Source organism: Mesorhizobium sp. PL10, from assembly GCF_053714315.1.
Genome location: NZ_JBSKBR010000003.1, coordinates 39,565 through 63,698 on the forward strand (window position 1 = coordinate 39,565; position 24,134 = coordinate 63,698).

A 24,134-nucleotide genomic window follows, 5' to 3' on the forward strand; every position below is an offset into this window, starting at 1 on the left:
GGCCGTCCATCGATGCTACAGGCTTTTGAGTTCCAGGCGGGATGCCAATAAATCCAGAAACGCGCGAACCTTGGCCGACGATGACCGGCCTTCCTGCCACAAGGCATGGATCGGCACCGGCGCGGGCTCGAACTCCGTCAAGACCAGTTCGACGCGACCATCGTCCACCAGATGTCTTATTTGCCAGAGCGGCGAGAAGCCCAAACCCAGTCCGTGGATTGCGGCTGCATAGACCGAGGTCATCAGATTGGAACGAAAAGCGCCTGAGACCTTCACGGTCCGGGGTTTCCCGTCGATCTGAAACGTCCATTCACCTCGACGCTCGTTGACGGTTCTGACGATGCAACTGTGCTCAGTCAGTTCGAAGGGATGGGTCGGCCGGCCGCACCGCGCAAAATAGGAAGGCGCGCCGAACACAACGCGCCGCAACGCTCCCAGGCGTTTGGCTTTCAGGTTGGAATCCGGCAAGTCGCCGATGCGTATTACCAGATCGAGACCTTCAGCACCGAGATCGGCAAATCCATCGGAAAGTTGAAGATCGACCTCGACCCGGGGAAACGTCCGCATGTATTCGGCAATGACAGGCATCAGGACGTTCGGGCCAAACAGAACTGGCGCCCCGATGCGCAGGACGCCCGATGGCTCCGATCGTTGATTGATCGCTTGAAGTCTTGCGTCGTTTATTTCGTCGACCGCGGGTTTGATCCGGTCGAAAAAGGCTGCCCCGGCTTCACTCGGTGTCGAGCGACGCGTTGTTCTGTGGACCAACTCGACGCCGACTGATTCCTCCAACGCCGCCAAGGATCGGCTGACCGACTGCAGCGAGCGGTTCAGCCGGCGTGCGGCAGCCGTCAGACCTCCATGCTCGATGATCGCGATGAAAGCCTCGAAATCGTCTATCCGGCTCATTCGTTCTCTCAGTTATCGGTATAATCTATCACAAACTCGGATAATTGTAACGCCGATTGGGACATCGTACTTCCCTGCAAGTTATCCCGTGAGGACACGGCTTGATGAAAGGGAGTTGTCATGCAAGCACCAAATCCAACCGTACTGGTTGTTGGCGCCAGCGGTCGATTTGCCGGATTGGTCGTGCCCGAACTTGTGCGCCGCAATGCCACGGTTCGCGCGCTCGTCCATGATCCGGCGAACGCCGAGAAGGCCCGAATGCTAGGCGCATCCGAGGTCGCCACTGGCGATTTACGCAACCGCCGGAGCCTCGAGAGCGCCGTCGAGGGCGTCGCCGGGGTCTTCCACATTGGACCGGCCTTTGCCCCCGACGAAGCCGCCATGGGGGTTGCCATGGTTGAAGCCGCTGCGCAGGGGGGCGTTCAGAAATTCGTCTTCTCGTCGGTGATGCAGCCGACCAATACGAAGCTGAAAAACCATGCGAGCAAGGTGCCGGTCGAGAACGCTCTCTACTCGACGACGATGGAATATACGATCTTGCACCCTGCCAATTTCATGCAGAATATCACTGCAGCTTGGCCGTCGGTCGTTGAGCACGGTGTTTTCTCGGAACCGTTTCCAAAGACGGCGAAGGTAGCGCGTGTCGATTACCGCGATGTTGCTGAGGTGGCAGCGATCGCCTTGACCGAGGCGCGACTGTCCTACGCGACGATCGAGCTCTGCGCCGGTATCCATAGCCGGGAAGAGATCGCATCGATAATGGGAGAGGAACTTGGCCGCCCGGTTATTGCGGGCGAGCCGACATTTGCCGAGTGGGCTGCGAATGCACGCCTCCCCTACAGTGACCTCCAGATGGAATCGTTGGCCAGGATATATGGCCACTACGCCCTCCACGGCCTTGGCGGGAACAGTCTGACATTGCGCGCCGCCCTAGGCCGCGAACCGCGTTCGTTGCGCAGCTTCATTCGCAAACTGGCCCTGCAGACGGCGCAGGCCATCTGATCGCGCTCAGCCTAGCATGCGTCCACATTCTGAAAAGGAGATACCTGATGCAAGCTTCATCGGACAGGGTTTTGAAATCGAGGAAACTACCACCCTCCTACAATGCACTGGTAATGCCATTCGTTCTTTCCATCCTGATGTCGTGCATTGTTTCGGCAGTCTCGACGCTGATCAATTCGGGATGGACAACCGGTTTCGTGGCGACCTGGCCGTGTGCATGGGGAGCATCTTGGCTTGTGGCGTTTCCGAGTTTGCTGCTGGTCTTGCCGATCGTGCGCCGGATCGTGGCGGTAATTGTCGATCAGACGACCTCATCCTGATGGCGTCGCCAGGGTCTGATCCCAACCGCTTTCGAGGGCAAGCCAACCATCGGCTTGCCCTTGCGGTAACCCCCTCCGGCTCATCGTTTCGCGGAAACTCCTAGCCTGGCTCGCCCGTCACATCGGGCCGGGCATCATCTTGGTCGGCTTTTCCAGCATCGGAAACTCGGCCTTGCTGCATTTCACCTTCGGGTTCGTCGGGCTGAACATGCCGTTCGGGTTGTCCCTGAACAGCCAGGCATGAAGGTCGTAGTGGACGAACTCCCTCGGAATGAGCGGATAGTGCCCTTCCATCGGTCCCATGAAGGTCTGGCCAAAGAGTTTTGGAGGTTCCTTGGTGTCTGGCGTCAAGGGCACCAGCCATTCCACGGCAACCAGCTTCAAGCCTTTCTTCGTCGGCTCGTATATCAGCACATTGGGGCGCATCGGATCGAGTTTCTGACCGACACTCGGGACGTTGACGAAATGGATGCCCATGGCGCCCTTCGGATAGTCCATTGCGCCGGCGATCTTTTCCCCGGAGTAATAGACGCACCCGACGGTCGACAGATAAAGGTCGCGGACAGCGGCCGTGTAGTCCTCATATTTGGCGAGCGATTTCTTCAAGGCTTCGATATCTGCCTTGTTGGCGTCTTCGGCGCGAGCAGTGGCGGCCACGCACCAAGCAGAGACCAGACCTGTCAAAACGAGGACGCCGCAACGCCCAAGACGAGCTGTTCTTGTCATGCATTCCTCCCAGATTTCATGATCTGGCCGTGCAAGACCGGGGCCGAATAGATGATGATTGCGCGGCCGTTTGTACCCGCCCCATCCCCTCTCTGGAACGGTGCCAATGCTAATCCTTTCCAAGGTCTCCGGAAAGAGATTATTAGAAAACTCTAATGCTTTAGATCTTTTGGCGGACCACAGGAGCCAAAATGAAAACGGCCCCTTGCGGGGCCGCCTTCGCATTCGATGCCGTTTTCCTATTGGACCATGATCTTTTCCGAAAACCGGTACCCACTTTTCGGGATCATGGTGGCGATCAGGTGAGTGGCGAAAGCTGGATCTCGACGCGCCGGTTCTGGGCGCGGCCGGCGGTCGTCGCATTGGATGCGATCGGGCGGGTCTTGCCGAAGCCGGTGACGGCGAAGCGGCGCGAATCGACGCCCTGTCCCGACAGGTAGTTGGCGACCGCCAATGCACGGCGCTGCGACAGATCGAAATTGTGCTCGTCGCCACCGGTCGAATCGGTGTGGCCAAACACATCCACCGTCGTCTGCTTGAATTTCTTCAACACCAGCGCAACGGAGTTCAGCACCTGGTAGAAGCCTGGCTTCACCGCATCCTGGTCCACGTTGAACGTAATGTCGGACGGCATGTTGAGGATGATCTGGTCACCGGTGCGGGTAACGCTGACGCCGGTGCCCTCGAGCTGCCGGCGCAATTCCGCTTCGTTCTGGTCCATCGTGGCGCCGATCGCGCCGCCGGCCAATGCGCCGATGCCGGCGCCGATCAGCGCGTTGCGGCGGTCATTGCCGCCGGCAAGCAGACCAAGGCTGGCGCCGGCCAAAGCACCAAGGCCTGCACCTGCTGCGGTGTTGGAAATCTTCTGATCGCCAGTATACGGATCAGTGGTCGTGCAAGCGCTCACCAGCACAGCCGTCGCAACGGCGACGAGCACAGTCTTTTTCATAGAATCGTCCCTCTCCAAACCGCGGCCCTTGCGGCCGCGCACTTCAGCCCTTCCACGGGTCTTGTACCATGAAATACGGCGAAAAACCGAGCGGCGAAAGCGGCTTTTCCCCGCTTGCGCCACTCTTCTGCCTAAGCGGTTGGCGCCGGCCTACCAGAGGTTCTTGCCGTCGATGACGACCACCTCGACCTTGTCGAGGTCGAAATCGTCAAACAGCCGCGAATTGACTGAGATCTTGGGATTGTCGAAGTCCGGCTTGCCGGTCGACCAGTCCGGCGTTTGCGTGAAGGTGCCGCAGCCGCAAATGGCGCAGAACCCATGCTTGACGGTTTTCGATCCCCATTCATAGACGGAGACGTTCTCGGCCGGGCTGGTGAGCTTGAATTGCGAGGGAGCGTAATAGGCCCAAAGCGACCCGCGCTTGGAGCAGAACGAGCAGGTGCATTGGGTCACAGTCTCGGGCGCCTGCGAAACCTCGAATGTCGTCGCCTTGCAGTGACAACTGGCCTTGATGGTCATGAACCGCTTTCCTCTCCGTTGCCGCCCTAAGCGGCAAAGGCAACATAAAGGAACGCTCCTGACAACTGTCTGTCAGCAGGCTTGATCGATCGAGCCGAGCGGCGTTCTGGCTGAGCGGTCTGTCGCTACCTGCCGATATAGGCAGCCAGTTCGTCCGGCGTCCCATTTGGGAAAGCCTCTTTTAGAAAATCCAGGAACGCCGACACTCGTGCGCTGAGCAGCCGCCGAGATGGGTAGAGCGTCCATAGAGAGATCTCGGGACCGTCAATATCCCCCCAATTCACCAGCGTGCCGTCGGCCAGGTCGTGGGCCACCAACGAAATGGGAAGCCGTCCTGCGCCAACGCCGGCTCGCACCGCATCCCGGACCATGATGAGCGTTGACAAAGCAAGGACAGGTTCGATCCTGATTGTCGACCGGCCACCTTGTGTCTTCACCTGCCAAGTTTGCCGCTCGCTTGTTCCGCGGGCAACGCCGGGAGCGGCGAGCCCAGCGGTCGTACGAGGAAGGTTGGGGCTCGCCACAACGACCAGGCGGTCGCGGAGAAACGCTCGCCCAACCAGGCTTTCGTCGGGGTCTGGATTGACCCGGATTACCAGATCGTAGCCTTCCTCGATCATGTCCACCTGCCGGTCCTCAGTCGTCACTTCAAGCCTCACCTCCGGATATTTGAGGGCAAACCCGGCAGCGATCCTTCCCATTGCGGTCTGCGAAAAATGCAAAGGCGCGCTGATGCGTAATCTACCCCTGGGTCTCTGACCGCCCGAGGCAATCGCCGAAGCCGTCTCGTCCAGCTCGGCAAGCAGCGCACCCGTCCGCTCGAAGAGCGCCCTTCCTTCTTCGGTCAGCTTCAGGTTACGCGCACCCCGTTCAAACAGGCGCAGATCAAGACTGCTTTCCAGGTCTCCAACGCGCCGGGACAGTGTTGCCTTGGGTCGGCCGGTGGCCCTTGCCGCCTTGCCGAAGCCACCATGGCGGGCAACGAGGTTGAAATCGGCGAGCGCAAGAAGATCCATTGATGTTCCACCAGTGAGACGATGTGTCTAAAATTTCCGTCTACTGGACGCTTTGTGAGCCACTCATATTGGAGGTGTCAAGCAATCCAACAGGAGAAATTTCATGACTATTCTCGTTACCGGCGCCACCGGCAATATCGGCCGCCAAGTCGTCGAACACCTCGCCAAGCGCGGCGTCGATGTGCGTGCTCTCGTCCGCGACCCGTCGCAAGCCGGCTTCCCGGCTGGCGTATCCGTCGTGCAAGGCGACTTTCTCGACGTCGATTCGCTGCGCAAAGCCATGTCCGGGGTTTCCACCCTGTTCCTCTTGAACGCCGTGGTACCGGATGAATTCACCCAGGCTTTGATCGCACTGAACGTCGCCCGATCGGCCGGCATCGAGCGGATCGTCTATCTCTCGGTGATCCACGCTGATGTCTATGTGAACGTGCCGCATTTCGCGGGCAAGTTCGGCGTCGAGCGGATGATCGAGCAGATGGACTTCAAGGCTACGATCTTGCGCCCGGCTTACTTCATCCAGAATGATCTGACGATCGAAGACATCATCACCGGCTATGGCACCTATCCAATGCCGATCGGCGCCAAGGGTCTCGCCATGATCGACGCCCGTGACATCGCCGAGATCGCCGCTCTTGAGTTGCTGCGTCGCGAACAGTCCGAGGAGCCATTTGCGTTCGACCGGATCAACCTTGTGGGTCCGCAGACACTGACTGGGACGGATATTGCCGCAATCTGGTCTGACGTGCTTGGCCGCCCGATCAGCTACGGCGGCGACAATACAGAGGGCTTCGAGCAAAATCTCAAGCAGTTCTTGCCCGCCTGGATGGCCTACGACATGCGCCTGATGGGCGAGCGCTTCTTCACCGACGGGATGCTGCCTGAGCACGGCGACGTCGAGCGCCTGACTGCGCTTCTGGGCCGTCCACTGCGCCGATATCGCGACTTCGCCTCAGCAGTCGTTGCTTCCGCCTGACGCAAGCACAAAAACACCTAAACCGAGAAGCGCTTGCCAGTGCGTGGATGGCCTCATGTCACATGCCAGCCTTCTCAGCAAAAAATGTTCTGGAGCTACGGCCTGCCTTCCGATGAACTTTGTCAACAGCACTCAGTAGGAACGCGGCGGCACGAACAGGCAGATCGTCTTGCCGGCGTCGAGACCAGCCTGGTGCGCGCACCAGTGGAAATCGCCATCGGGTGAGTCCTTGACCCGCTTGTCGCTCATCGGAACGACCTCCCCCGTTCCAGCGATGACATAACCCTCGGGTTTTTCCAGCACCTCGCCCGTGTGGGTGGTGCGGCAGTCATAGTTGGCGCAGCAGGCGAAGGGATAACTCCAGCCTTGGGGCTTCGCCGCCGTCGGCTTGGCGTCATGGGCGAAGGCGGGTGCGGTCAGCACCGTGATCGCGCCGATCACAAACAGGGGAAAAAAGAAAAGTCGGCCAGCCGGTTGAACGGCTCTGGCCGATCGGACTATGGCAGCAGACATGGAAACGTTCCTTTCAAGCGAGCATCAAGCGTTTGCTTGCCCGTTCTTGGAACGTGTCTTCCCAGTGGCCGAATCGTCAGCTCGCAGATATGCCGCGTCCGGCCATAAATGCTTTTTCAACCCTCAGCCCGAGATGTTGGGCTGATTCCTTGGTCGGCGCAAGAAGTGCATGGGTACCACAGTGCCGCACCCCGAGCGCCGACATCTGCCGTCCAAAAGGGTGCGCCGACTTGGTTAACGAGAGGTTAACGACGCCGTGCCCAGCAGGCATTAGCCGCCGGAGGCGTGCCCCTCATATTGCGGCAGGTCGTCGGCGATGGTGAACCACGGCGCCTTGGAGCCGACGAAAATGTGCGCGGTCGGCCGTATGGTGGGATCATCGACCAGCGTGCCCATGGCGACATGGACATAGGCGCCGTCGCGGACAAGCGAATAGAGCAGCGAGCCGCAGCGACTGCAATGCGCATCGTGGCCGCTGTCGTCGCCGAAATGGATGAGCCCGTGATGCCCTTCGGCAAGGGCGAACTTGTCGCGCTGGATCCCGGCGAACGGCTTGAAGGCCGAACCTGTGGTGCGCCGGCAATTTGAACAATGACAGTTCGCGGCATAGACGAATTCGTCCGCCACCTCATAGTGGACCGCGCCGCAAAAGCACTTTCCGCTGAGCTTGCGAGTCATCGGCTCCTTCCTAGTCTAGATCGGCAACCGCTTCGCCGGCACCGCCTTCTATGCGCTGCGACAGCGAGGCCTCCATGAAGTCGTCGAGATCGCCGTCGAGCACGCTCGACGGGCTGGTGCTTTCGACGCCGGTGCGCAGGTCCTTCACCAGTTGGTAGGGCTGCAGCACGTAGGAGCGGATCTGGTGTCCCCAGCCAATGTCGCTCTTCGACGCCTCGGTGGCGTTGGCGACCGCCTCGCGCTTCTTCAGCTCTTCCTCGTAGAGGCGCGAGCGCAGCATTTCCCAGGCTTTCGCCTTGTTCTTGTGCTGCGAGCGTTCTGCCTGGCAGGCGACCGCAATGCCCGTCGCGATATGGGTGATGCGGACTGCCGAGTCCGTCGTGTTCACGTGCTGGCCGCCCGAACCGGACGAGCGATAGGTGTCGATGCGCACGTCGGATTCAGAGACGTCGATCTCGATCCTGTCATCGACGACCGGATAGACCCAGATACTGGAGAAGGACGTGTGGCGGCGCGCATTGCTGTCATAGGGCGAAATCCGCACCAGGCGGTGGACGCCGGATTCGGTCTTCAGCCAGCCATAGGCGTTATGGCCCTTGATCAAGAGCGTGGCAGACTTGATGCCGGCCTCTTCGCCATCATGGACTTCCAGCACCTCGACCTTGAAGCGCCTCCGTTCGGCCCAGCGCGTATACATGCGCAAAAGCATCGAGGCCCAGTCCTGGCTCTCGGTGCCGCCGGCGCCGGCATGGACTTCGAGATAGGTGTCGTTGGCGTCGGCTTCGCCCGACAGCAGCGTCTCGACCTGGCGGGCCTTGGCCTCCCCTTGCATCGAGCGGATGGCGGCTTCGGCTTCGGCAATGACGCCTTCGTCGCCCTCTTCCTCGCCGAGCTCGATCAGGCCGATATTGTCTTCCAGCGCCTGCGTCAGGCCCTTGACCGCCGCGATGCCTTCTTCGAGGCCCTGGCGTTCTCGCATCAGCTTTTGCGCTTCCAGCGGTTCGTTCCAGAGGCTGGCGTCCTCGGCCCGCACGTTCAGGTATTCAAGCCGCTTTATGGCCTGATCCCAGTCAAAGATGCCTCCTCAGCAGGGTTATCGCCTGCCTGATTTCATCGACAATGTTCTGCGTTTCCGCGCGCATGGCTGGTTGTTCTGTCCTGTTTTTGAAGTGGCGCTTGGGTCGGCGCGATACATAGGCACGGCATTGCTGCCTGTAAAGCGAAATGGGCCGGCTCAATAAGCCAGCCCACTCGACATGAGAAATCAGATCTCAGTAAAGCCCGCCGCCGGGCGCCTGGATGGCTTGCGAAGCCTCCGGCGATAGCGGTCCGCCAGCGCCGTTGGAGCCGTCGGCACCCATGCCGATCACCCAATAGCTGTCGGCGGGGCCGGTGCCGGGCTTGAAGGCTTCGATGATGGTGCCGGGATCACCCGACGCGGCACGCATGCCGGTCTTGCGGTTGATGGCGACCAGGTTCATGCCTTCCGGCACCTTGAAGTCGACATTGGGTGTACCGTCCAGCGCCACGCGCATGAAGTCCTTGAAGATAGGCGCCGCCAGACCACCACCGGTGGCGCCATGGCCGAGGCCGCGCGGTGTGTCGTAGCCCATGTAAAGGCCGACGACGAGGTTCGGCGTATAGCCGATGAACCAGGCGTCCTTCTCGTCATTGGTCGTGCCGGTCTTGCCGGCAATGTGACGGCCAAGTTCGGCGATGGTGGCGCCGGTACCGCGCTGGACGACGCCTTCCATCATCGAGGTGATCTGGTAGGCAGTCATCGGGTCGAGCACCTGCTCGGAATTGTCGACCAGTTCCGGTTCGGGCTGGTTGTTCCATTCGGACGCATTGCAGCCTTCGCAGCCGCGCTCGTCCTGCTTGAACACAGTCTTGCCATAGCGATCCTGGATGCGGTCGATGAGCGAGGGTTTGATCGACTTGCCGCCATTGGCCATGATCGAATAGGCCGACACCATGCGCATGACGGTCGTCTCGCCGGAGCCCAGCGCCATCGGCAGATAAGGCGCCAGATGGTCGTAGACGCCGAAGCGCTCTGCATATTCCACCACCAGCTTCATGCCCATGTCGTTGGCCAGTCGCACCGTCATCAAATTGCGCGACTTTTCGATGCCGGAGCGCAAGGTCGCGGGACCGGCGACGGTGCCGTCATAGTTCTTCGGCGTCCAGGTCGTGTTGCCGCTCTGGATGGTGATCGGTCCGTCCATGATCACCGAGGCCGGCGTATAGCCATTGTCGAGCGCTGCCGAATAGACGATTGGCTTGAACGACGAACCCGGCTGGCGCATCGCCTGCGTGGCGCGGTTGAATTCCGACTGCGCATAGGAGAAGCCGCCGACCATGGCCAGCACGCGGCCGGTATGCGGATCCATGGCGATCAGGCCGCCTTCCACTTCCGGCGCCTGGCGCAAGGTGTAGGCGCCGTCCGAACCTTCGTTTTTCTGCACGAAGATGACATCGCCCGGCTGCAGCACGTCGGCTGGCGACTTGGCCTTGACCGTCTTGCCATCGACCACATGGCGCATGGCAAAACTCATGTCTTCCTTACTAACGGTGCCTTCGACGCGTTCCTTGACGATCTCGCCTGAAATCTGTCGCGTCGGCTGCAGGCCGATGGAAAGGCCGGTTTCCGAGCTGTCGAGCACGACGGCAAGCGACCATTCCGGCACGTCCTCCAGCCCCTTGACAGCGCCCAGTGCCACGCCCCAATCGCCGGAAGCATCGATATGCGTCACCGGTCCGCGATAGCCGCGCAGCGTATCGTATTTGAGCAAACCGTTCTGCATCGACTTGCGGGCAATGAGCTGGACCTTCGGATCGAGCGTCGTGCGCACCGACAGGCCGCCCTCGTAGAGCGCGTTCTCGCCATAGCGGGAGATGATCTGGCGGCGCACTTCCTCGGTGAAGTATTCGCCCGCAAACAGATAGGAGCCGTTGCGGCGCGGTGTGACGCCGAGTGGCTCGGCCTTGGCCTTGTCGCCTTCCTCGCGCGTCACGTAGCCGTTCTCGACCATCTGGTCGATGACCCAGTTGCGGCGCTCGATGGCGCGGTCGGCATGCTTGAAGGGATGGTAGTTGTTGGGGCCCTTCGGCAGCGACGCCAGATAGGCGGCTTCCGCGACGGTGAGTTCGTTGACCGACTTGTCGAAATAGGTCAGTGCAGCGCCCGCCACGCCATAGGCGCCGAAGCCGAAGAAGATCTCGTTGAGATAGAGCTCGAGGATGCGGTCCTTCGAATAGGCCTGCTCGATGCGGAAGGCCAGGATCATCTCCTTGATCTTGCGCTCGTAGGTCTGGTCCGAGGACAGCAGGAAGTTCTTCGCCACCTGCTGGGTGATCGTCGAGGCGCCGACCTGGCGCCTGCCCGAGCCCATGTTCTGCAGGTTGACGTAGATGGCTCGGCCAAGCCCGGTGACGTCGATGCCGGGATGGTTGTAGAAATTCTTGTCCTCGGCCGACAGGAACGCTGCCTTGACCCGGTCCGGAACCGCCTGGATCGGCAGGTAGAGCCGCCGTTCGCGCGCATATTCGGCCATCAGCGACCCGTCGGAAGCATGGATGCGGGTCGTCACCGGCGGCTCGTACTTGGCCAGCACTTCGTAGTCGGGCAGGTCCTTCGACAGATGGGCGATGTATATCGCCACGCCCGCGGCGACCAGAAGCGCCAGCGTCGTGCCGATACCAAAGAAATAGCCGATGAGACGAATCATGCCCGCTCCAGTCCGAGGTTCGGGAATTTCCTAGACGAAGCCGCCTTTCGCGCAAGCCTTCGCAACGGTCCCGATCCGTGATGGAAAACCCATGTCGCCACCATGTGGACAAAATGGGGCAGCGCGGGGTTTCGCCCACCAATGCCGCAAATAAAACCGCCTTGTGTTGTCGTCTTGCAACGCTGCCTCCGGTTGTGGGCGCCGGGCGGCCATCTCAGCCGCCGGTTCCCGTTCCCATCTTGGCGGAAGCAAACAAAGCGACGGCGTTGGTGATGCTCTGCGCCGCCTTGCCGCGCCAGTCGGCGTCGAGCAGTTGCGCCTCGTCCTTGGCGTTGGAGAGATAGCCGAGTTCGACCAGCACCGAGGGCACATCGGGCGCTTTCAGCACCTTGAAGCCGGCCGAGCGCTGCGGATTGTTGATAAGGCCGACGCTGGTGGAGAGCTGGCCGACCAGAGTGTGGGCAAAGCTCATCGAGAAATTGTGCGTCTCGCGGCGGATCAGGTCGATCAGGATGTCGGTGACTTCCTTGTTGTCGTCCTTGATCACCATGCCGGCGAACTGGTCGGAGAGGTTTTCGCGATCGGCCAGCGCCTGCGCTTCCGGGTCGGATGCCTTGTCGGAGACGGTGTAGACGGTGGCGCCGCGAATGCCCTTGACGCTGATCGTGTCGGCATGGATCGAGATCAAGAGATCGGCCTCGTGCTGGCGGGCGATGCGCACCCGGTCGTCGAGGCGAAGGAACTCGTCGGTCTCGCGCGTCATGAACACGTCGTAGTTGCCGACTGCGGCAAGCTTGGCGCGCAATTCGGTGGCGAAGGCGAGCGTGACGTTCTTCTCAATGGTGCCGTTGAGGCCTTCGGCGCCGCCGTCAATGCCGCCATGGCCGGGGTCGATGACGACGGTGAAGCGATGCCCCGGATTGGAGATCGGCCCGGTGCCGACCCTGGCGCCCTTGTCGGTGGAGACGGTCGAGCCGGTGGTCAGCGCCTGGTTGGCAAGGGCTTCATCGAACTCGCGGTCGGAGGCCGCCGACATGTCGATGGCGATGCGGTAGCCGGTTCCGTCGTCGTTCTTGAGCACGTCGAGCTTATCGACCGAGAACGGCCCCTTGCCGGTGAGGATCAGCCGCGATCCCTCGCCCTGATCGCCGTAGCGCACCGCCTTGACCAAGCCGCGCGCCTTGGCGTCCTTCGCGCTGATGGCGAATCGTGTGCGCGGCAGGTCGACGACCAGCCGGTTGGGGCCGCGCAGCAGGAACCATTTGATGTCAGGCTCGCGGTCGAAATCGATGACGATGCGCATCTTTGTGGCGTCGCCCGCCATCTTGTAGGCGGTGGCGCCGAGCGGCGCATCGGCCGCGCGTGAAACCGGCGCAAAGGCGAAGCAAAGCGCCAGCAGCAAAAGCACACAAGCAGCGCGCAGCAAAAGGCCTGCACGGCCATGGCCCTTGTCTGTGGTGCCCGCCAGTCCCATCTCTTTGCAGTCGCTCCCGGTTTGGCGCCTGGCGCCCGCGTGGTTGGTCGAAATGCCGGTCAGGCCGCAGACTCGATTAACGATTGGTATCCAGAGAAGGTTAACCAAGCCTTTTCATTGAGGATTAGGCCTGTGCTTCCGTTACGGCACCGCTTTTTGCCGGCATCCGAAATCGGGGTTGCCTTCCACCCCGTCAAATCATAAAAGCGATGGTGGATCACTGCAATCCTGGAACCGCTTCTCCCGCAGCTTCCCGCTACAGGTCAGATGAAAGGCGGCTCCTTTCGCTTCCAGCGAAAAGGCTTAGAGGTGATCGCGACGAATTTCGCAGGTGTGCGCCCGTGGCGGGGGAATCGCCTGCGTGAGGAAAACGGCCGGGTTTGTTCCCGTGCCGGCTCTGTATGAGCAAACAAGCTGGTCCGGTTCGTCCGGGCTTTGGTTCAAAAGGTTCTGCTGGTGACGATGGCTTCAAGCGCAATCATGGAAAGGTCCGCATCAAACCGCGCCATTATGGCTGCGGGCGGCACCGCCATGGCGCTCAAGCGGCGTCCCGCGGACATCCAGACATCCGGCACCCACATCCCAGACACGCAGCAGCGGGCTTTGCCTCGCAAGCTGCGGCTGACGGCTGCCGGGAGGAAACGTAATAATGCCCAACAAAATGCTGATAGACGCCTCCCACCCGGAGGAAACACGCGTTGTCGTTATCCGCGGTAACCGTATTGAAGAATTCGACTTTGAATCCCAGGACAAGAAGCAGCTCAAAGGAAACATCTACCTCGCCCGCGTAACGCGCGTCGAACCTTCCCTACAGGCAGCCTTTGTCGAATATGGCGGCAACCGTCACGGTTTCCTCGCCTTCAGTGAAATACACCCCGACTACTACCAGATCCCGGTCGCCGATCGTCAGGCTCTGCTGCGCGCCGAAGCGCAGGAAGCCGAGGACGAGGAGAACGAGGACAATGATGGTGACGACCGCCAGAGCCGCGATCGCGGCCGGCGCGGCCGCCGGCGCGGCGGCAAAGGCCGAGAGCGCGGCGAACACAAGCGCGACGCCGGCACCGATGATGAAAACGGCGAACATGGCGACACCGGCGGCGGTGCAGTTGCCGAAGAGCCTGCTTCCGAGCAGGCCGCGGCTGATTCCGCCGGGCACGACGATTCCGCTGGGCACGGCGACAGCGGAACCTCCGAGACCGAGACATCCGAGAGCGAGACATCCGAGACCGAACCGTCAGAAGGCGGCCCGACATCGATTGCCGCAAGCGTCGAAGCGGATGTGATCTCCGAGGCCGTACCGCAGGCTGAGGCCGGCGACGAGGCGGCCTCCAGCGAGGCTAGCGGCGAAACTGCATCAGCCGACCGCAGCGGCGAAGCCGCCTCCTCCGACAATGATCGCGGCATGCTGGAAGAGGTGCAGTCCTCGCATCTCGACGACCACGAGATTGAATCGGTCGGCGCCGAGGATGCGCTGGAAGAAGTGCGCAACCGCCGCAAGCCGGTGCGCCGCCAGTACAAGATCCAGGAAGTCATCAAGCGCCGGCAGATCCTGCTGGTGCAGGTGGTCAAGGAAGAGCGCGGCAACAAGGGCGCGGCTCTCACCACCTATCTGTCGCTTGCCGGCCGCTATTCGGTGCTGATGCCCAACACGGCGCGCGGCGGCGGCATTTCGCGCAAGATCACCAGCGCGGTCGACCGCAAGCGCCTCAAGGAAGTCGTTGCCGATCTCGAAGTGCCGCAGGGCATGGGCGTCATCCTGCGCACAGCCGGCGAGAGCCGCACCAAGGCGGAGATCAAGCGCGATTACGAATATCTGATGCGGCTTTGGGAAAACGTCCGCAATCTGACGCTGCAATCCACCGCCCCTGCCCTCGTCTACGAGGAAGGCAGCCTGATCAAGCGCTCGGTGCGTGACCTCTATAACAAGGATATCGACGAGATTCTTGTCTCCGGCGAGGAAGGCTATCGCGAGGCCAAGGATTTCATGCGCATGCTGATGCCGAGCCACGCCAAGGTGGTTCAGCCGTTCCGCGACACGACGCCGATCTTCGTGCGCAACGGCATCGAGGCGCAGCTTGACCGCATGCTGCAGCCGCAGGTGACGCTGAAGAGCGGCGGGTACATCATCATCAACCAGACCGAAGCGCTGGTCGCCATCGACGTCAATTCGGGCCGCTCCACGAAGGAGCACTCGATCGAGGACACCGCGCTCCACACCAACCTCGAAGCGGCGGAAGAGGTCGCCCGGCAATTGAGGCTGCGCGATCTCGCCGGCCTGATCGTCATCGACTTCATCGACATGGAGGAGAACCGCAACAACCGATCCGTCGAGAAGCGGCTGAAGGATCACCTCAAGAACGACCGCGCGCGCATCCAGGTCGGCCGCATCTCGCATTTCGGCCTGATGGAGATGTCGCGCCAGCGCATCCGCGCCAGCGTGCTGGAATCGACCATGAAGCCCTGCCCGCATTGCGGCGGCACCGGCCATGTGCGCTCCGATTCTTCCGTCGCGTTGATGGTGGTCAGGGCGATCGAGGAGTTCCTGCTCAAGGATTCGCGCAGCCACATTACGGTGCGGACACCGGCGGCTACCGCGCTCTACGTGCTCAATCACAAGCGCGGAACGCTGGTGGAACTCGAAAGCCGCTTCGGCCTGACCATCACCATCGAGGCTGATGACACGGTCGGTGTGCAGCACTATGCGATCTTCCGCGGCGCCATTGCCGAAAAACCGGAAGGCTTTGTCGAGGCACGCAGTTTTCCGGCTTATGTCGAGCCGGAAGAGCCCGAGGACGAGATCGTCATCGAGGAGGAAGACGACGAAGTTGTCGTGCAGGCCGAGCAGCCGCGCCCGGCGCAGCCGCAGTCGCAGCAGCAGCCGAGATCGGCTGAGGACGGCGAAGGCCGCGACCGCAAGCGCCGCAAGCGCCGCAGACGGCGTGGCGGCAAGGATCGCGACCGCGAGCACGGCGAGCGCGAGCATGGCCACGCGGCTGAAGGCGCTTCGGTCTCTGCCGCAAGCGACGACTTTGCCTCTGAAACGGGCGGCGACAATACGGCACCGCAAGACGAGGCCCCGGTTGGCGCCGTCGAAACCGCGGAAGCATCAGACGACGCCCAGGGCAAGAAGCGCCGGCGCGGCAAGCGCGGCGGCAAGCGCAATCGCCGCGAGGACGGTGAAGGCGGCACGGAGACTGAAGGCGGCGAAACCGCTGACGTTTCGGTGGACGCCGCTGAAGCCGACACGGCTGCCAGCGAACCGGTCGCCGCAGTAGCGGTTGAAGAAGCTGCGGCTCCTACCCCGGCCAACGACGACGCCCCGGCCGAAAAGCCGAAGAAGAAGCGCGCCTCGAGGGCGAAGAAGGCTGTGGCCGAAATCGCCGCCGAGGCGGTAGCCGAAGCACCGGCGCCCGCGGCTGTGGAGGACGCTGCACCGGCCGAGGCGGCGACGCCTGCGCCCGTGCCGGCCGCCAAGGAGGAAGCGCCTGCCCGTCCTTCGCGACGCAAAGCCGTAGCGGCGGATACTCCGGTGGTGCCGGTGGTTTCCTCCAGCGTTGCCGATGAGGCCAAGGCCGAGGAAAAGCCTAAGCGTGCCGGCTGGTGGCAGCGGAAGGGCTTTTTCTAAGAATTTCAGCCAGTTGAACTGATTGTCTGAATAATAAAAATCCCGCGCCTTTCGAAAGACGGCGCGGGATTTTCGTATCTGGAGATGACCGAAACTGTCAGGGCGCGAAGATCGACCAGTTCATCATCCGGGCCAGTTTTTCCAAGGCGATCGACCCCAGCTTTGAATTGCCGTTGGCGTTGAGACCTGGCGACCACACGGCGAGCGAGGCTACGCCCGGCACGATTCCCAATATGCCGCCGCCGACGCCGCTTTTGCCGGGAATGCCGACACGAAAGGCGAAATCGCCGGAGCCGTCATAGTGGCCGCACGTCAGCATCATGGCGCCGATGCGGCGTGCGCGCTCGGCCGACACCACGGAGTGCCCGGTCGCCGGGTTCTTGCCGCCATTGGCGAGGAAGCGGCCGGCCAGCGCCAGTTGCCGGCAGCTCATGGCGATGGCGCAATGGTGGAAGTAGACGCCCAGCGCCAGTTCCGGCGCGTGGTTGAGATTACCGAAGGATTTCATGTAGTTGGCAAGCGCAAAGTTGCGATAGCCGGTGGCGCGCTCGGACGCCGCGACCTCGCGGTCGATGATGATGGTCTCGTCGTCGGCGAGGAACTGGATGAAGCGCAGGATCTCGCCGATCGCCTCGCGCGGCTGATGGCCGGCGAGCAGGACGTCGGAGACGACGATGGCGCCGGCATTGATGAACGGATTTCGCGGAATGCCGTTCTCATGCTCGAGCTGGACGATCGAGTTGAACGGATTGCCCGACGGCTCGCGTCCGACCCGCTGCCAGAGTGCGTCGCCGACATTGCCGAGCGCCAGCGTCAGCGTGAAAACCTTCGAGATACTCTGGATCGAAAAAGCCTGGTCAGCATCGCCGGCGACCAGCACGCGACCCTCATTGGTCACCGCCGCAATGCCGAATTTCTTCGGATCGACCTTGCCGAGTTGTGGAATGTAGGTGGCGACGTCGCCGCGATCGGTGCGCTCGGCCATCTCAGTGGCGACCTCAGACAGCGCTTGTTCGAGTTCCGGCATGCTCGTCCCCGCTATTTCAACCAGCGCTCGATGCGCGCCACCGCCTCGATCATGTCGTCATGGCTGCCGGCATAGGAAAAGCGCATCGTGCGGTGTCCGGCCAGCGGATCGAAATCGCGGCCGGGCGTCGCCGCCACATGCGCCTCGGCCAGCATTTTGCGCGCGAAGGCCATGCTGTCATTGGTGTGGCGGGTGACATCGCAGAAGGCATAGAAGGCGCCATCCATAGGTGCGGCCAGCGGAAATCCGAGCACCGGCAGGCGCTGCATCAGAAGCTCCCGATTCCAGGCGTAGCGGGCCTTCACCGCCTCCAGCTCTTCCGTCGCCTTGAAGGCTTCGATCGCCGCGATCTGCGACAGCTCCGGCGGCGAGATGTAAAGGCTCTGGGCGACGCGCTCGATTGGCCGCACCAGGGCCTCAGGCAGCACCATCCAGCCGATGCGCCAGCCGGTCATGCAATAGTATTTCGAGAAGGAATTGATCACCGTCACGCCCTTGCCGTAGGCCAGCGCCGTGGTGTCGGGCGCGGCATAGGCCAGTCGGTGATAGATTTCGTCCGATATCACCGCGATGCCAAGTTCTTCGGCAGTCCTTACCAGCGCCGACAGCTCGTCGGCAGGAATGACCGCGCCGGTCGGATTGGCGGGGCTGGCGAACAGCACGCCATTCAGCGGTTTTTCGCGATGCGCCGATTTCAAATGGTCGGCATGCAGATAGGCGTCCGAGCCCAACTCGATCTCTACGATCTCGATGCCCAGCGCCGCCATGATGTTGCGGTAGGCGGGATAGCCGGGTGCCGCGATTGCGACGCGGTCCCCAGGGTCGAACATGGCCAGGAAGGCCAGATTGAAGGCTGCCGACGATCCCGTCGTCACGGCGATGCGGCCCGGCGCGACATCGATCCCATAGTGTTCGCCATAATGCGCGGCGATCGCCTTGCGCAGATCCGCCAGGCCGAGTGCGTCGGTATAGCCGATGCGGCCGGTCTTGAGCGCATTTACGGCTGCTTCCCTCACCCCCACCGGCGCCGGATCGGATGGCTGGCCGACGGCCATGGACACGACAGGCACGCCTGTCGCCTTCAGCCGGTTGGCCTCGGCCAGAATGTCCATGGCGTGAAACGGCTCGACTTCACCGCGGCGCGACAGCGAAACAACCATTTGACCTCACTCTTTCCGCACGATCCCGCCGCTCCAGGCCATCAACCCGGATGGCAGCGCCGCACAAATGCCCGATTGATGTGAGGATCACAAGTTCACCTAGTTTCGGTGCCGTGACTTTTCATCGTTCGCCCACTCGTTTACCAGTGGACCTCATGCTGAGCCGACCCAAATCGACGATTTCCAAATCTTCCATCGCGAAGACAGCGCGCGGCTTCGCGACGCTTTTACTTGCCGCCGCCGTTGTCATCTCCGGCTCGGTGACAGCATTTGCGCAGGGCGTGCCGGTGGTGCGCGATGCCGAGATCGAGGCGCTGGTGCGCGACTATGCGCGGCCGATCTTCAAGGCGGCTGGTCTTGCCAATGATGGCGTCGATATCGTTCTGGTCAACGATCAAAGCTTCAACGCCTTCGTCACGGGGCGCCGGCTGTTCATCAATACCGGCGCGCTGATGCAGGCCGAAACGCCCAACGAGATCATCGGCGTCATCGCCCACGAAGCCGGCCACATCGCCGGCGGCCACCAGCAGAAATTGCGTGACCAACTCGAGCGCGCCAAGACGATGGCCATCATCGCCACGCTGCTTGGCGCCGGCGCCATCGTTGCGGGCGCCACCACCAACAGCCGCGGCCTTGCCGGCGCAGGCATGGGTGTCGCTGCCGGTGGCGGCGAGATGGCGCAGCGCAGCATTCTTGCTTACCAGCGCACCGAAGAGTCGACCGCCGACCGCTCGGCCATCACCTATCTCAATGCCACCGGGCAGTCCGGCATGGGCATGCTGAAGACCTTCGCCCGCTTCCAGAACGCACTGTCGCTATCCGGCACGCAGGTCGATCCCTACCGGATCAGCCATCCCATGCCGCAGGAGCGCATCGCCAATCTCGAAGTGCTGGTCAAGCAAAGCCCCAATGTCGACAAGGTCGATCCGCCGGCCCTGCAGCAGCGCCACGACATGATGCGCATCAAGATCGCCGCTTATATGGGCGGCCAGGCCGCCGCGACGCGACTGATCCGCAAGGCCCCGGGCAGCCTCCCATCGCGCTACGGCGAGGCGCAGATGGCCTATCTCTACGGCAATCTCGGTGCGGCACTCACCAAAACCAACGCGCTGATCAAGGAACAGCCGAAAAACCCCTATTTCCAGGAATTGCGCGGCGACATCCTGATGAAGGCAAACAAGCCGAAGGACGCCGCGGACGCCTATGCCAAGGCGGTCAGCCTCGATCCGGTGAAGTCGGGCCTGTTGCCCGTTTCCCTCGGCCAGGCGCTGATGGCCGTCGGCACGCCGGATTCGCTGAAGAAGGCGGTGGTGCAGATCAACAACGGCCTCGGGCGCGACAAGGAAAATACCGACGGATACCGCTATCTGGCTCAGGCCTATGGCGAGCTCGGCAACATCCCTTCGGCGGAGCTCGCGACCGCCGAGGGCCATTTCTATTCCGGCGACTACAAGAACGCGAAAATCTTCGCCATGCGCGCGCAAAAGGACTTGAAGCGCGGCGAGCCCGGCTGGATTCGGGCGCAGGACATCATAAACTACAACCCTTCAGGCAAACTCAAGAAGTGAACCTTACGGTCGCCCGCAGCGACTAGGATAGACCAGAACCGGCAAGAGGATGAGATGATGAACAAGGCAATACTGCTCGGCACGACAGGAGTGGCGGCTGCTCTTGCCATGCTGGCTTTCGGGTTCGTCGCCGGCAGTCCGCAAGCCGCCAAGGCCGATACGGCGCAGATCGTGCAGGTAGCGTCCTCGGACACCAAGATCGACCGCGCCGAGGTCGAGGGCATCATCCGCGACTACCTCTTGAAGAACCCCGAGGTTCTGCTCGAAGTGCAGGACGCGCTCGAGGCCAAGCAGAAGGAAGAACAGCGGATCGCCGCGCTCGGCGTCATCGAGAAGGCCAAGGACGAGATCTTCAACTCGAAATTCGACGGCGTCGTCGGCAATCCGAAGGGCAAGGTCACCATCGTCGAGTTCTACGATTACAATTGCGGCTTCTGCAAACGCGCCATCGAGGACATGCGCGAATTGACCAAGTCCGATCCGGACCTGCGCTTCGTTCTCAAGGAATTCCCGATCCTCGGTCCGGATTCGCAGAAGGCCAGCGTCGTCTCTATGGCCTTCCACCTCATGAAGCCGGAGAAGTACGGCGAGTTCCACAATGCACTGCTCGGCGGCCAGGGCCGCGCCACAGAGGCGGCGGCCATCAAGGTGGCGCTGTCTCTCGGCGCCGATGAGACGAAACTGCGTGAGAAGATGAAGGACCCGACCATTACCGAGGCTTTCTCCAAGACCTTCGACCTCGCCAACAAGCTGGCCATCACCGGAACGCCGTCCTACGTCGTCGGCAATGAAGTGGTGTTCGGCGCGCTCGGCCAGCAAGTGCTGGCGGAAAAGATCGAGGCGGCGAAAGCCGCGCTCTGATCTTGCGCGCGAGCCTATTTCTCACGGGCAGATTTCCGCCTGTTGTGGACAGTGAAAGATCGCACTTTGTGCTCTTTCCGCGGGCAGCTATGCCCATTATAGAAGGCCCTGCGCGCCGGCTTGAGGCCGGCGCCGGAAAAGGTCGGCATTTTTGAAAACGATTTTCGTCCTGAACGGTCCCAACCTGAACGCGCTCGGCAAGCGCGAGCCCGGCATCTATGGCGGCAAGACGCTTGCCGCGATCGCCGACGACTGCAGGCAGGCGGGCGCCGCACTTGGCCTCGAGATCGATTTTCGCCAGTCGAACCATGAGGGCGACCTCGTCGACTGGATCCAGGAGGCCGGCGACAAGGCAGCCGGCATCGTCATCAATCCGGGCGCCTACAGCCATACCTCGATCGCCATCCACGACGCCATCCGCGCCATTGCGCCGTTGCCCGTCGCCGAAGTTCACCTCTCCAACATCCACGCGCGGGAACCATTCCGCCACGTCTCCATGGTCGCGCCGGTCGCTGTCGGCATGATCTGCGGGTTCGGGCCGCTTGGCTACTCGCTGGCGCTGCAGGCGCTGGCGGCACGCCTATGACCGACCAACAAACAGAAGGCTCGAAAATGTCGATAAAGAAGACCGGTGTTGACCAGCAACTGATCCGCGATCTGGCGGGCATACTGAACGACACCAACCTCACCGAGATCGAGGTCGAGCTCGGCGACCTGAAGGTGCGCGTATCGCGCCAGGCGCCGGCGGCCGTCCACGCCATTGCAGCACCTCAAGCAGGCTATGCGCCGGCAGCGCAGCCCGCGGCGAGCGCAGCTGCCGCACCCGCGGTGGCCGATCCGTCCAAGAACGCGGTCCCCTCGCCGATGGTCGGCACTGCCTATCTCGCTCCCTCGCCAGACGCCAAGGCCTTCATCGAAGTCGGCCAGACGGTCAAGGAAGGCCAGACGCTGCTTATCATCGAGGCGATGAAGACGATGAACCAGATCCCTTCGCCGCGCGCCGGCACGGTGACGGCGATCCTGTTCGAGGACGGCCAGCCGGTCGAATACGGCATGCCGCTCGTCGTGATCGAGTAGAGCGGGCCGGATGTTCCAGAAGATCCTCATCGCCAATCGCGGCGAAATCGCGCTTCGGGTGCTGCGCGCCTGCAAGGAACTCGGTATCCAGACCGTGGTGGTGCATTCGACCGCCGACGCTGACGCCATGCATGTCAGGCTTGCCGACGAGAGCGTGTGCATCGGCCCGCCGCCATCACGCGACAGCTATCTCAACATCCACCAGATCGTCGCCGCCTGCGAGATCACCGGCGCCGACGCCGTGCATCCAGGCTATGGCTTCCTGTCGGAGAACGCCAAGTTCGCCGACATCCTTGCCGCCCACAACATTACCTTCATCGGCCCGTCCGGCGACCATATCCGCATCATGGGCGACAAGATCGAGGCCAAGCGCACGGCAAAGCGGCTCGGCATCCCCGTGGTGCCCGGTTCGGACGGCGCCGTCACCGATCAAAAGGAAGCCAGGCGCATTGCCGCCGAGATCGGTTATCCCGTGATCATCAAGGCATCCGCGGGCGGTGGCGGGCGCGGTATGAAGGTCGCTCTCACCGAGGCTGACCTTGAGATCGCCTTGCAGACAGCGAGCACGGAAGCCGGTGCCGCCTTCGGCGACGATGCCGTCTACATCGAAAAATACCTGCAAAAGCCGCGCCACATCGAGGTGCAGGTGTTCGGCGACGGCGCCGGCCGCGGCGTGCATTTCGGCGAACGAGACTGTTCCCTGCAACGCCGTCACCAGAAGGTCTGGGAAGAGGCGCCCTCGCCGGCCCTCAATGCCGAGGAGCGCGCCCGTATCGGCGGTATCTGCGCCAAGGCTATCGCCGACCTCGGCTATTCCGGCGCCGGCACCATCGAGTTCCTCTACGAGAACGGCGAGTTCTATTTCATCGAGATGAACACCCGCCTGCAGGTCGAGCATCCGGTGACGGAAGCGATCACCGGCATCGATCTCGTGCATGAGCAGATCCGCGTCGCCTCCGGCGGCGGGCTTTCGGTGCGCCAGGAGGACATCAAGTTCAATGGCCACGCCATCGAATGCCGCATCAACGCCGAGGATCCGCGCACCTTCACGCCCTCACCCGGCACGATCACGCATTTCCACACGCCCGGCGGCCTCGGCATCCGCGTCGATTCCGGTGTCTATTCCGGCTACAAGATCCCGCCTTATTACGACAGCCTGATCGGCAAGCTGATCGTTCACGGACGCAACCGCGTCGAATGCATGATGCGGCTGCGCCGGGCGCTCGACGAATTCGTCGTCGACGGCATCAAGACGACACTGCCGCTGTTTCGCGACCTCGTCGGCAATGCCGACATCGCCAATGGCGACTACGACATCCACTGGCTGGAAAAGTATCTGGCCCAAGAGGAATAGCGCCCAAATTACCGGTATGATGACGCGATGACCCGCCCCTACGCGCCCGGCTATCGCATTCCGACCGACCTTTTGCTCAAGGCCTATGCCTCGGGCGTCTTCCCGATGGCCGAGAGCGCTTCGGACCCTGAAGTGTTCTGGGTGCGTCCGGAAACGCGCGGCATCATCCCGCTCGACGGTTTCCACACGCCGAAGAGCCTGAAGAAGACGATCCGCAAGCACCCGTTCGACATCCGCTTCGACTTCGATTTCGAGGCGACGATCGACGGCTGCGCAGAAAAGCGCGAGGAGCGGCGCTCGACCTGGATCAACGCGCCGATCCGCGAAGCCTATGTCGAACTGCACCGTCTCGGGCATTGCCACTCGGTCGAAGCATGGCGCGAGGAACGGCTGGTCGGCGGCCTCTATGGTGTCTCGCTCGGCCGGGTGTTCTTCGGCGAAAGCATGTTCGCCCGGGAGACCGATGCGTCCAAGACCTGCCTCTATCATCTGGTCGAGCGGCTGAAGGCGCGCGGCTTCGCGCTGCTCGACACCCAATTCACCACCGAACACCTCAAGCGCTTCGGTGCGGTCGACGTCCCGCGCGGCAAGTATGAGAACATGCTGGCCGACGCGCTGAAGGGGGAAGCCGTTTTTTATCCTTGATCGGAATGCC

22 protein-coding genes are annotated in these 24,134 nt (G+C 62.1%); 10 read left to right on the forward strand and 12 right to left on the reverse strand.

All coding sequences use genetic code 11. The annotated features are described in order from the left end of the window. Positions 1-15 precede the first annotated feature (15 nt). Positions 16-909, reverse strand: coding sequence for a LysR family transcriptional regulator (locus ACWGTO_RS06330; protein ID WP_454574017.1), 894 nt, complete (start codon positions 907-909; stop codon positions 16-18). Between the two features lie 120 nt (positions 910-1,029). On the opposite strand from ACWGTO_RS06330, the gene ACWGTO_RS06335 reads away from it, so the two are divergent. Next, the gene (locus tag ACWGTO_RS06335) at positions 1,030-1,911 is read left to right on the forward strand and encodes an NmrA/HSCARG family protein (protein ID WP_454574018.1); all 882 of its coding nucleotides are present in this window, start codon (positions 1,030-1,032) and stop codon (positions 1,909-1,911) included. A gap of 47 nt (positions 1,912-1,958) precedes the next feature. Beyond that, the gene (locus ACWGTO_RS06340) at positions 1,959-2,231 is read left to right on the forward strand and encodes a DUF2798 domain-containing protein (RefSeq protein WP_454574019.1); all 273 of its coding nucleotides are present in this window, start codon (positions 1,959-1,961) and stop codon (positions 2,229-2,231) included. 117 nt (positions 2,232-2,348) lie between these two features. On the opposite strand, the gene ACWGTO_RS06345 is transcribed toward ACWGTO_RS06340, so the two are convergent. The 4 genes from ACWGTO_RS06345 to ACWGTO_RS06360 all read right to left on the reverse strand — a co-directional run bounded on the left by ACWGTO_RS06345 (position 2,349) and on the right by ACWGTO_RS06360 (position 5,441). Then, on the reverse strand, positions 2,349-2,957 hold the full coding sequence (locus ACWGTO_RS06345) for a hypothetical protein (protein WP_454574020.1): 609 nt from the start codon (positions 2,955-2,957) through the stop codon (positions 2,349-2,351). A 298-nt stretch (positions 2,958-3,255) separates the two neighbouring features. Next, positions 3,256-3,906 carry an OmpA family protein gene (locus ACWGTO_RS06350; protein ID WP_454574021.1) on the reverse strand — a complete coding sequence of 217 codons (651 nt, stop codon included), beginning with the start codon at positions 3,904-3,906 and terminating at the stop codon, positions 3,256-3,258. A 150-nt stretch (positions 3,907-4,056) separates the two neighbouring features. Continuing rightward, complete coding sequence (locus tag ACWGTO_RS06355) at positions 4,057-4,425, reverse strand: GFA family protein (protein WP_454574022.1); 369 nt, start codon at positions 4,423-4,425, stop codon at positions 4,057-4,059. Between the two features lie 125 nt (positions 4,426-4,550). Beyond that, on the reverse strand, positions 4,551-5,441 hold the full coding sequence (locus ACWGTO_RS06360) for a LysR family transcriptional regulator (RefSeq protein WP_454574023.1): 891 nt from the start codon (positions 5,439-5,441) through the stop codon (positions 4,551-4,553). Between the two features lie 103 nt (positions 5,442-5,544). On the opposite strand from ACWGTO_RS06360, the gene ACWGTO_RS06365 reads away from it, so the two are divergent. Beyond that, on the forward strand, positions 5,545-6,414 hold the full coding sequence (locus ACWGTO_RS06365; protein ID WP_454574024.1) for an NmrA/HSCARG family protein: 870 nt from the start codon (positions 5,545-5,547) through the stop codon (positions 6,412-6,414). 132 nt (positions 6,415-6,546) lie between these two features. Here ACWGTO_RS06365 and ACWGTO_RS06370 read toward each other — a convergent pair whose 3' ends face one another. The 5 genes from ACWGTO_RS06370 to ACWGTO_RS06390 all read right to left on the reverse strand — a co-directional run bounded on the left by ACWGTO_RS06370 (position 6,547) and on the right by ACWGTO_RS06390 (position 12,807). Next, on the reverse strand, positions 6,547-6,927 hold the full coding sequence (locus ACWGTO_RS06370; RefSeq protein WP_454574025.1) for a hypothetical protein: 381 nt from the start codon (positions 6,925-6,927) through the stop codon (positions 6,547-6,549). 270 nt (positions 6,928-7,197) lie between these two features. Next, positions 7,198-7,605 (reverse strand): GFA family protein, encoded by a 408-nt coding sequence (locus ACWGTO_RS06375; RefSeq protein ID WP_454574026.1) that lies wholly within the window; start codon positions 7,603-7,605, stop codon positions 7,198-7,200. Positions 7,606-7,615: 10 nt separating this feature from the next. After that, a protein-coding gene (prfB, locus tag ACWGTO_RS06380; RefSeq protein WP_096445560.1) for a peptide chain release factor 2 occupies positions 7,616-8,747 on the reverse strand; the annotation gives its coding sequence in 2 pieces (ribosomal slippage) (positions 7,616-8,680 and positions 8,682-8,747; 1,131 coding nt in all). Positions 8,748-8,876: 129 nt separating this feature from the next. Continuing rightward, complete coding sequence (locus ACWGTO_RS06385; RefSeq protein ID WP_454574027.1) at positions 8,877-11,333, reverse strand: penicillin-binding protein 1A; 2,457 nt, start codon at positions 11,331-11,333, stop codon at positions 8,877-8,879. Positions 11,334-11,547: 214 nt separating this feature from the next. Next, positions 11,548-12,807: an N-acetylmuramoyl-L-alanine amidase gene (locus ACWGTO_RS06390; protein WP_454574028.1), complete on the reverse strand. Its 1,260-nt coding sequence runs from the start codon at positions 12,805-12,807 to the stop codon at positions 11,548-11,550. A 649-nt stretch (positions 12,808-13,456) separates the two neighbouring features. On the opposite strand from ACWGTO_RS06390, the gene ACWGTO_RS06395 reads away from it, so the two are divergent. Further along, entirely contained in the window at positions 13,457-16,432 is a 2,976-nt protein-coding gene (locus ACWGTO_RS06395) for an Rne/Rng family ribonuclease (RefSeq protein ID WP_454574029.1), read from the forward strand. A 97-nt stretch (positions 16,433-16,529) separates the two neighbouring features. Here the strand turns inward: ACWGTO_RS06395 and ACWGTO_RS06400 are convergent, their stop codons facing one another. Together ACWGTO_RS06400 and ACWGTO_RS06405 are read right to left on the reverse strand one after the other, a co-directional pair. Next, a complete protein-coding gene (locus ACWGTO_RS06400; protein WP_454574030.1) occupies positions 16,530-17,459 on the reverse strand; it encodes a glutaminase in 930 nt (309 codons plus the stop codon). An 11-nt stretch (positions 17,460-17,470) separates the two neighbouring features. Beyond that, positions 17,471-18,619 carry a pyridoxal phosphate-dependent aminotransferase gene (locus ACWGTO_RS06405; protein ID WP_454574031.1) on the reverse strand — a complete coding sequence of 383 codons (1,149 nt, stop codon included), beginning with the start codon at positions 18,617-18,619 and terminating at the stop codon, positions 17,471-17,473. A 155-nt stretch (positions 18,620-18,774) separates the two neighbouring features. On the opposite strand from ACWGTO_RS06405, the gene ACWGTO_RS06410 reads away from it, so the two are divergent. From ACWGTO_RS06410 to aat, 6 genes are all read left to right on the forward strand, one after another. Beyond that, a complete protein-coding gene (locus ACWGTO_RS06410; protein ID WP_454574032.1) occupies positions 18,775-20,187 on the forward strand; it encodes a M48 family metalloprotease in 1,413 nt (470 codons plus the stop codon). A 57-nt stretch (positions 20,188-20,244) separates the two neighbouring features. After that, on the forward strand, positions 20,245-21,048 hold the full coding sequence (locus ACWGTO_RS06415) for a DsbA family protein (protein WP_454574033.1): 804 nt from the start codon (positions 20,245-20,247) through the stop codon (positions 21,046-21,048). A gap of 151 nt (positions 21,049-21,199) precedes the next feature. Beyond that, on the forward strand, positions 21,200-21,634 hold the full coding sequence (gene aroQ, locus ACWGTO_RS06420) for a type II 3-dehydroquinate dehydratase (protein ID WP_454574034.1): 435 nt from the start codon (positions 21,200-21,202) through the stop codon (positions 21,632-21,634). A 26-nt stretch (positions 21,635-21,660) separates the two neighbouring features. After that, positions 21,661-22,125, forward strand: coding sequence for an acetyl-CoA carboxylase biotin carboxyl carrier protein (gene accB / locus ACWGTO_RS06425; RefSeq protein WP_454574035.1), 465 nt, complete (start codon positions 21,661-21,663; stop codon positions 22,123-22,125). A gap of 10 nt (positions 22,126-22,135) precedes the next feature. Further along, the gene (gene accC, locus ACWGTO_RS06430; RefSeq protein WP_454574036.1) at positions 22,136-23,479 is read left to right on the forward strand and encodes an acetyl-CoA carboxylase biotin carboxylase subunit; all 1,344 of its coding nucleotides are present in this window, start codon (positions 22,136-22,138) and stop codon (positions 23,477-23,479) included. A gap of 27 nt (positions 23,480-23,506) precedes the next feature. Next, a complete protein-coding gene (gene aat, locus ACWGTO_RS06435) occupies positions 23,507-24,124 on the forward strand; it encodes a leucyl/phenylalanyl-tRNA--protein transferase (protein ID WP_454574037.1) in 618 nt (205 codons plus the stop codon). Positions 24,125-24,134 lie beyond the last annotated feature (10 nt).

What these genes read in the sequence shown, in the direction of transcription:
- ACWGTO_RS06330 (WP_454574017.1), bottom strand. Translation starts at nt 909, where the DNA reads ATGAGCCGGATAGACGATTTCGAGGCTTTCATCGCGATCATCGAGCAT.
- ACWGTO_RS06335 (WP_454574018.1), top strand. Translation starts at nt 1,030, where the DNA reads ATGCAAGCACCAAATCCAACCGTACTGGTTGTTGGCGCCAGCGGTCGA.
- ACWGTO_RS06340 (WP_454574019.1), top strand. Translation starts at nt 1,959, where the DNA reads ATGCAAGCTTCATCGGACAGGGTTTTGAAATCGAGGAAACTACCACCC.
- ACWGTO_RS06345 (WP_454574020.1), bottom strand. Translation starts at nt 2,957, where the DNA reads ATGACAAGAACAGCTCGTCTTGGGCGTTGCGGCGTCCTCGTTTTGACA.
- ACWGTO_RS06350 (WP_454574021.1), bottom strand. Translation starts at nt 3,906, where the DNA reads ATGAAAAAGACTGTGCTCGTCGCCGTTGCGACGGCTGTGCTGGTGAGC.
- ACWGTO_RS06355 (WP_454574022.1), bottom strand. Translation starts at nt 4,425, where the DNA reads ATGACCATCAAGGCCAGTTGTCACTGCAAGGCGACGACATTCGAGGTT.
- ACWGTO_RS06360 (WP_454574023.1), bottom strand. Translation starts at nt 5,441, where the DNA reads ATGGATCTTCTTGCGCTCGCCGATTTCAACCTCGTTGCCCGCCATGGT.
- ACWGTO_RS06365 (WP_454574024.1), top strand. Translation starts at nt 5,545, where the DNA reads ATGACTATTCTCGTTACCGGCGCCACCGGCAATATCGGCCGCCAAGTC.
- ACWGTO_RS06370 (WP_454574025.1), bottom strand. Translation starts at nt 6,927, where the DNA reads ATGTCTGCTGCCATAGTCCGATCGGCCAGAGCCGTTCAACCGGCTGGC.
- ACWGTO_RS06375 (WP_454574026.1), bottom strand. Translation starts at nt 7,605, where the DNA reads ATGACTCGCAAGCTCAGCGGAAAGTGCTTTTGCGGCGCGGTCCACTAT.
- ACWGTO_RS06385 (WP_454574027.1), bottom strand. Translation starts at nt 11,333, where the DNA reads ATGATTCGTCTCATCGGCTATTTCTTTGGTATCGGCACGACGCTGGCG.
- ACWGTO_RS06390 (WP_454574028.1), bottom strand. Translation starts at nt 12,807, where the DNA reads ATGGGACTGGCGGGCACCACAGACAAGGGCCATGGCCGTGCAGGCCTT.
- ACWGTO_RS06395 (WP_454574029.1), top strand. Translation starts at nt 13,457, where the DNA reads ATGCCCAACAAAATGCTGATAGACGCCTCCCACCCGGAGGAAACACGC.
- ACWGTO_RS06400 (WP_454574030.1), bottom strand. Translation starts at nt 17,459, where the DNA reads ATGCCGGAACTCGAACAAGCGCTGTCTGAGGTCGCCACTGAGATGGCC.
- ACWGTO_RS06405 (WP_454574031.1), bottom strand. Translation starts at nt 18,619, where the DNA reads ATGGTTGTTTCGCTGTCGCGCCGCGGTGAAGTCGAGCCGTTTCACGCC.
- ACWGTO_RS06410 (WP_454574032.1), top strand. Translation starts at nt 18,775, where the DNA reads ATGCTGAGCCGACCCAAATCGACGATTTCCAAATCTTCCATCGCGAAG.
- ACWGTO_RS06415 (WP_454574033.1), top strand. Translation starts at nt 20,245, where the DNA reads ATGAACAAGGCAATACTGCTCGGCACGACAGGAGTGGCGGCTGCTCTT.
- accB (WP_454574035.1), top strand. Translation starts at nt 21,661, where the DNA reads ATGTCGATAAAGAAGACCGGTGTTGACCAGCAACTGATCCGCGATCTG.
- accC (WP_454574036.1), top strand. Translation starts at nt 22,136, where the DNA reads ATGTTCCAGAAGATCCTCATCGCCAATCGCGGCGAAATCGCGCTTCGG.
- aat (WP_454574037.1), top strand. Translation starts at nt 23,507, where the DNA reads ATGACCCGCCCCTACGCGCCCGGCTATCGCATTCCGACCGACCTTTTG.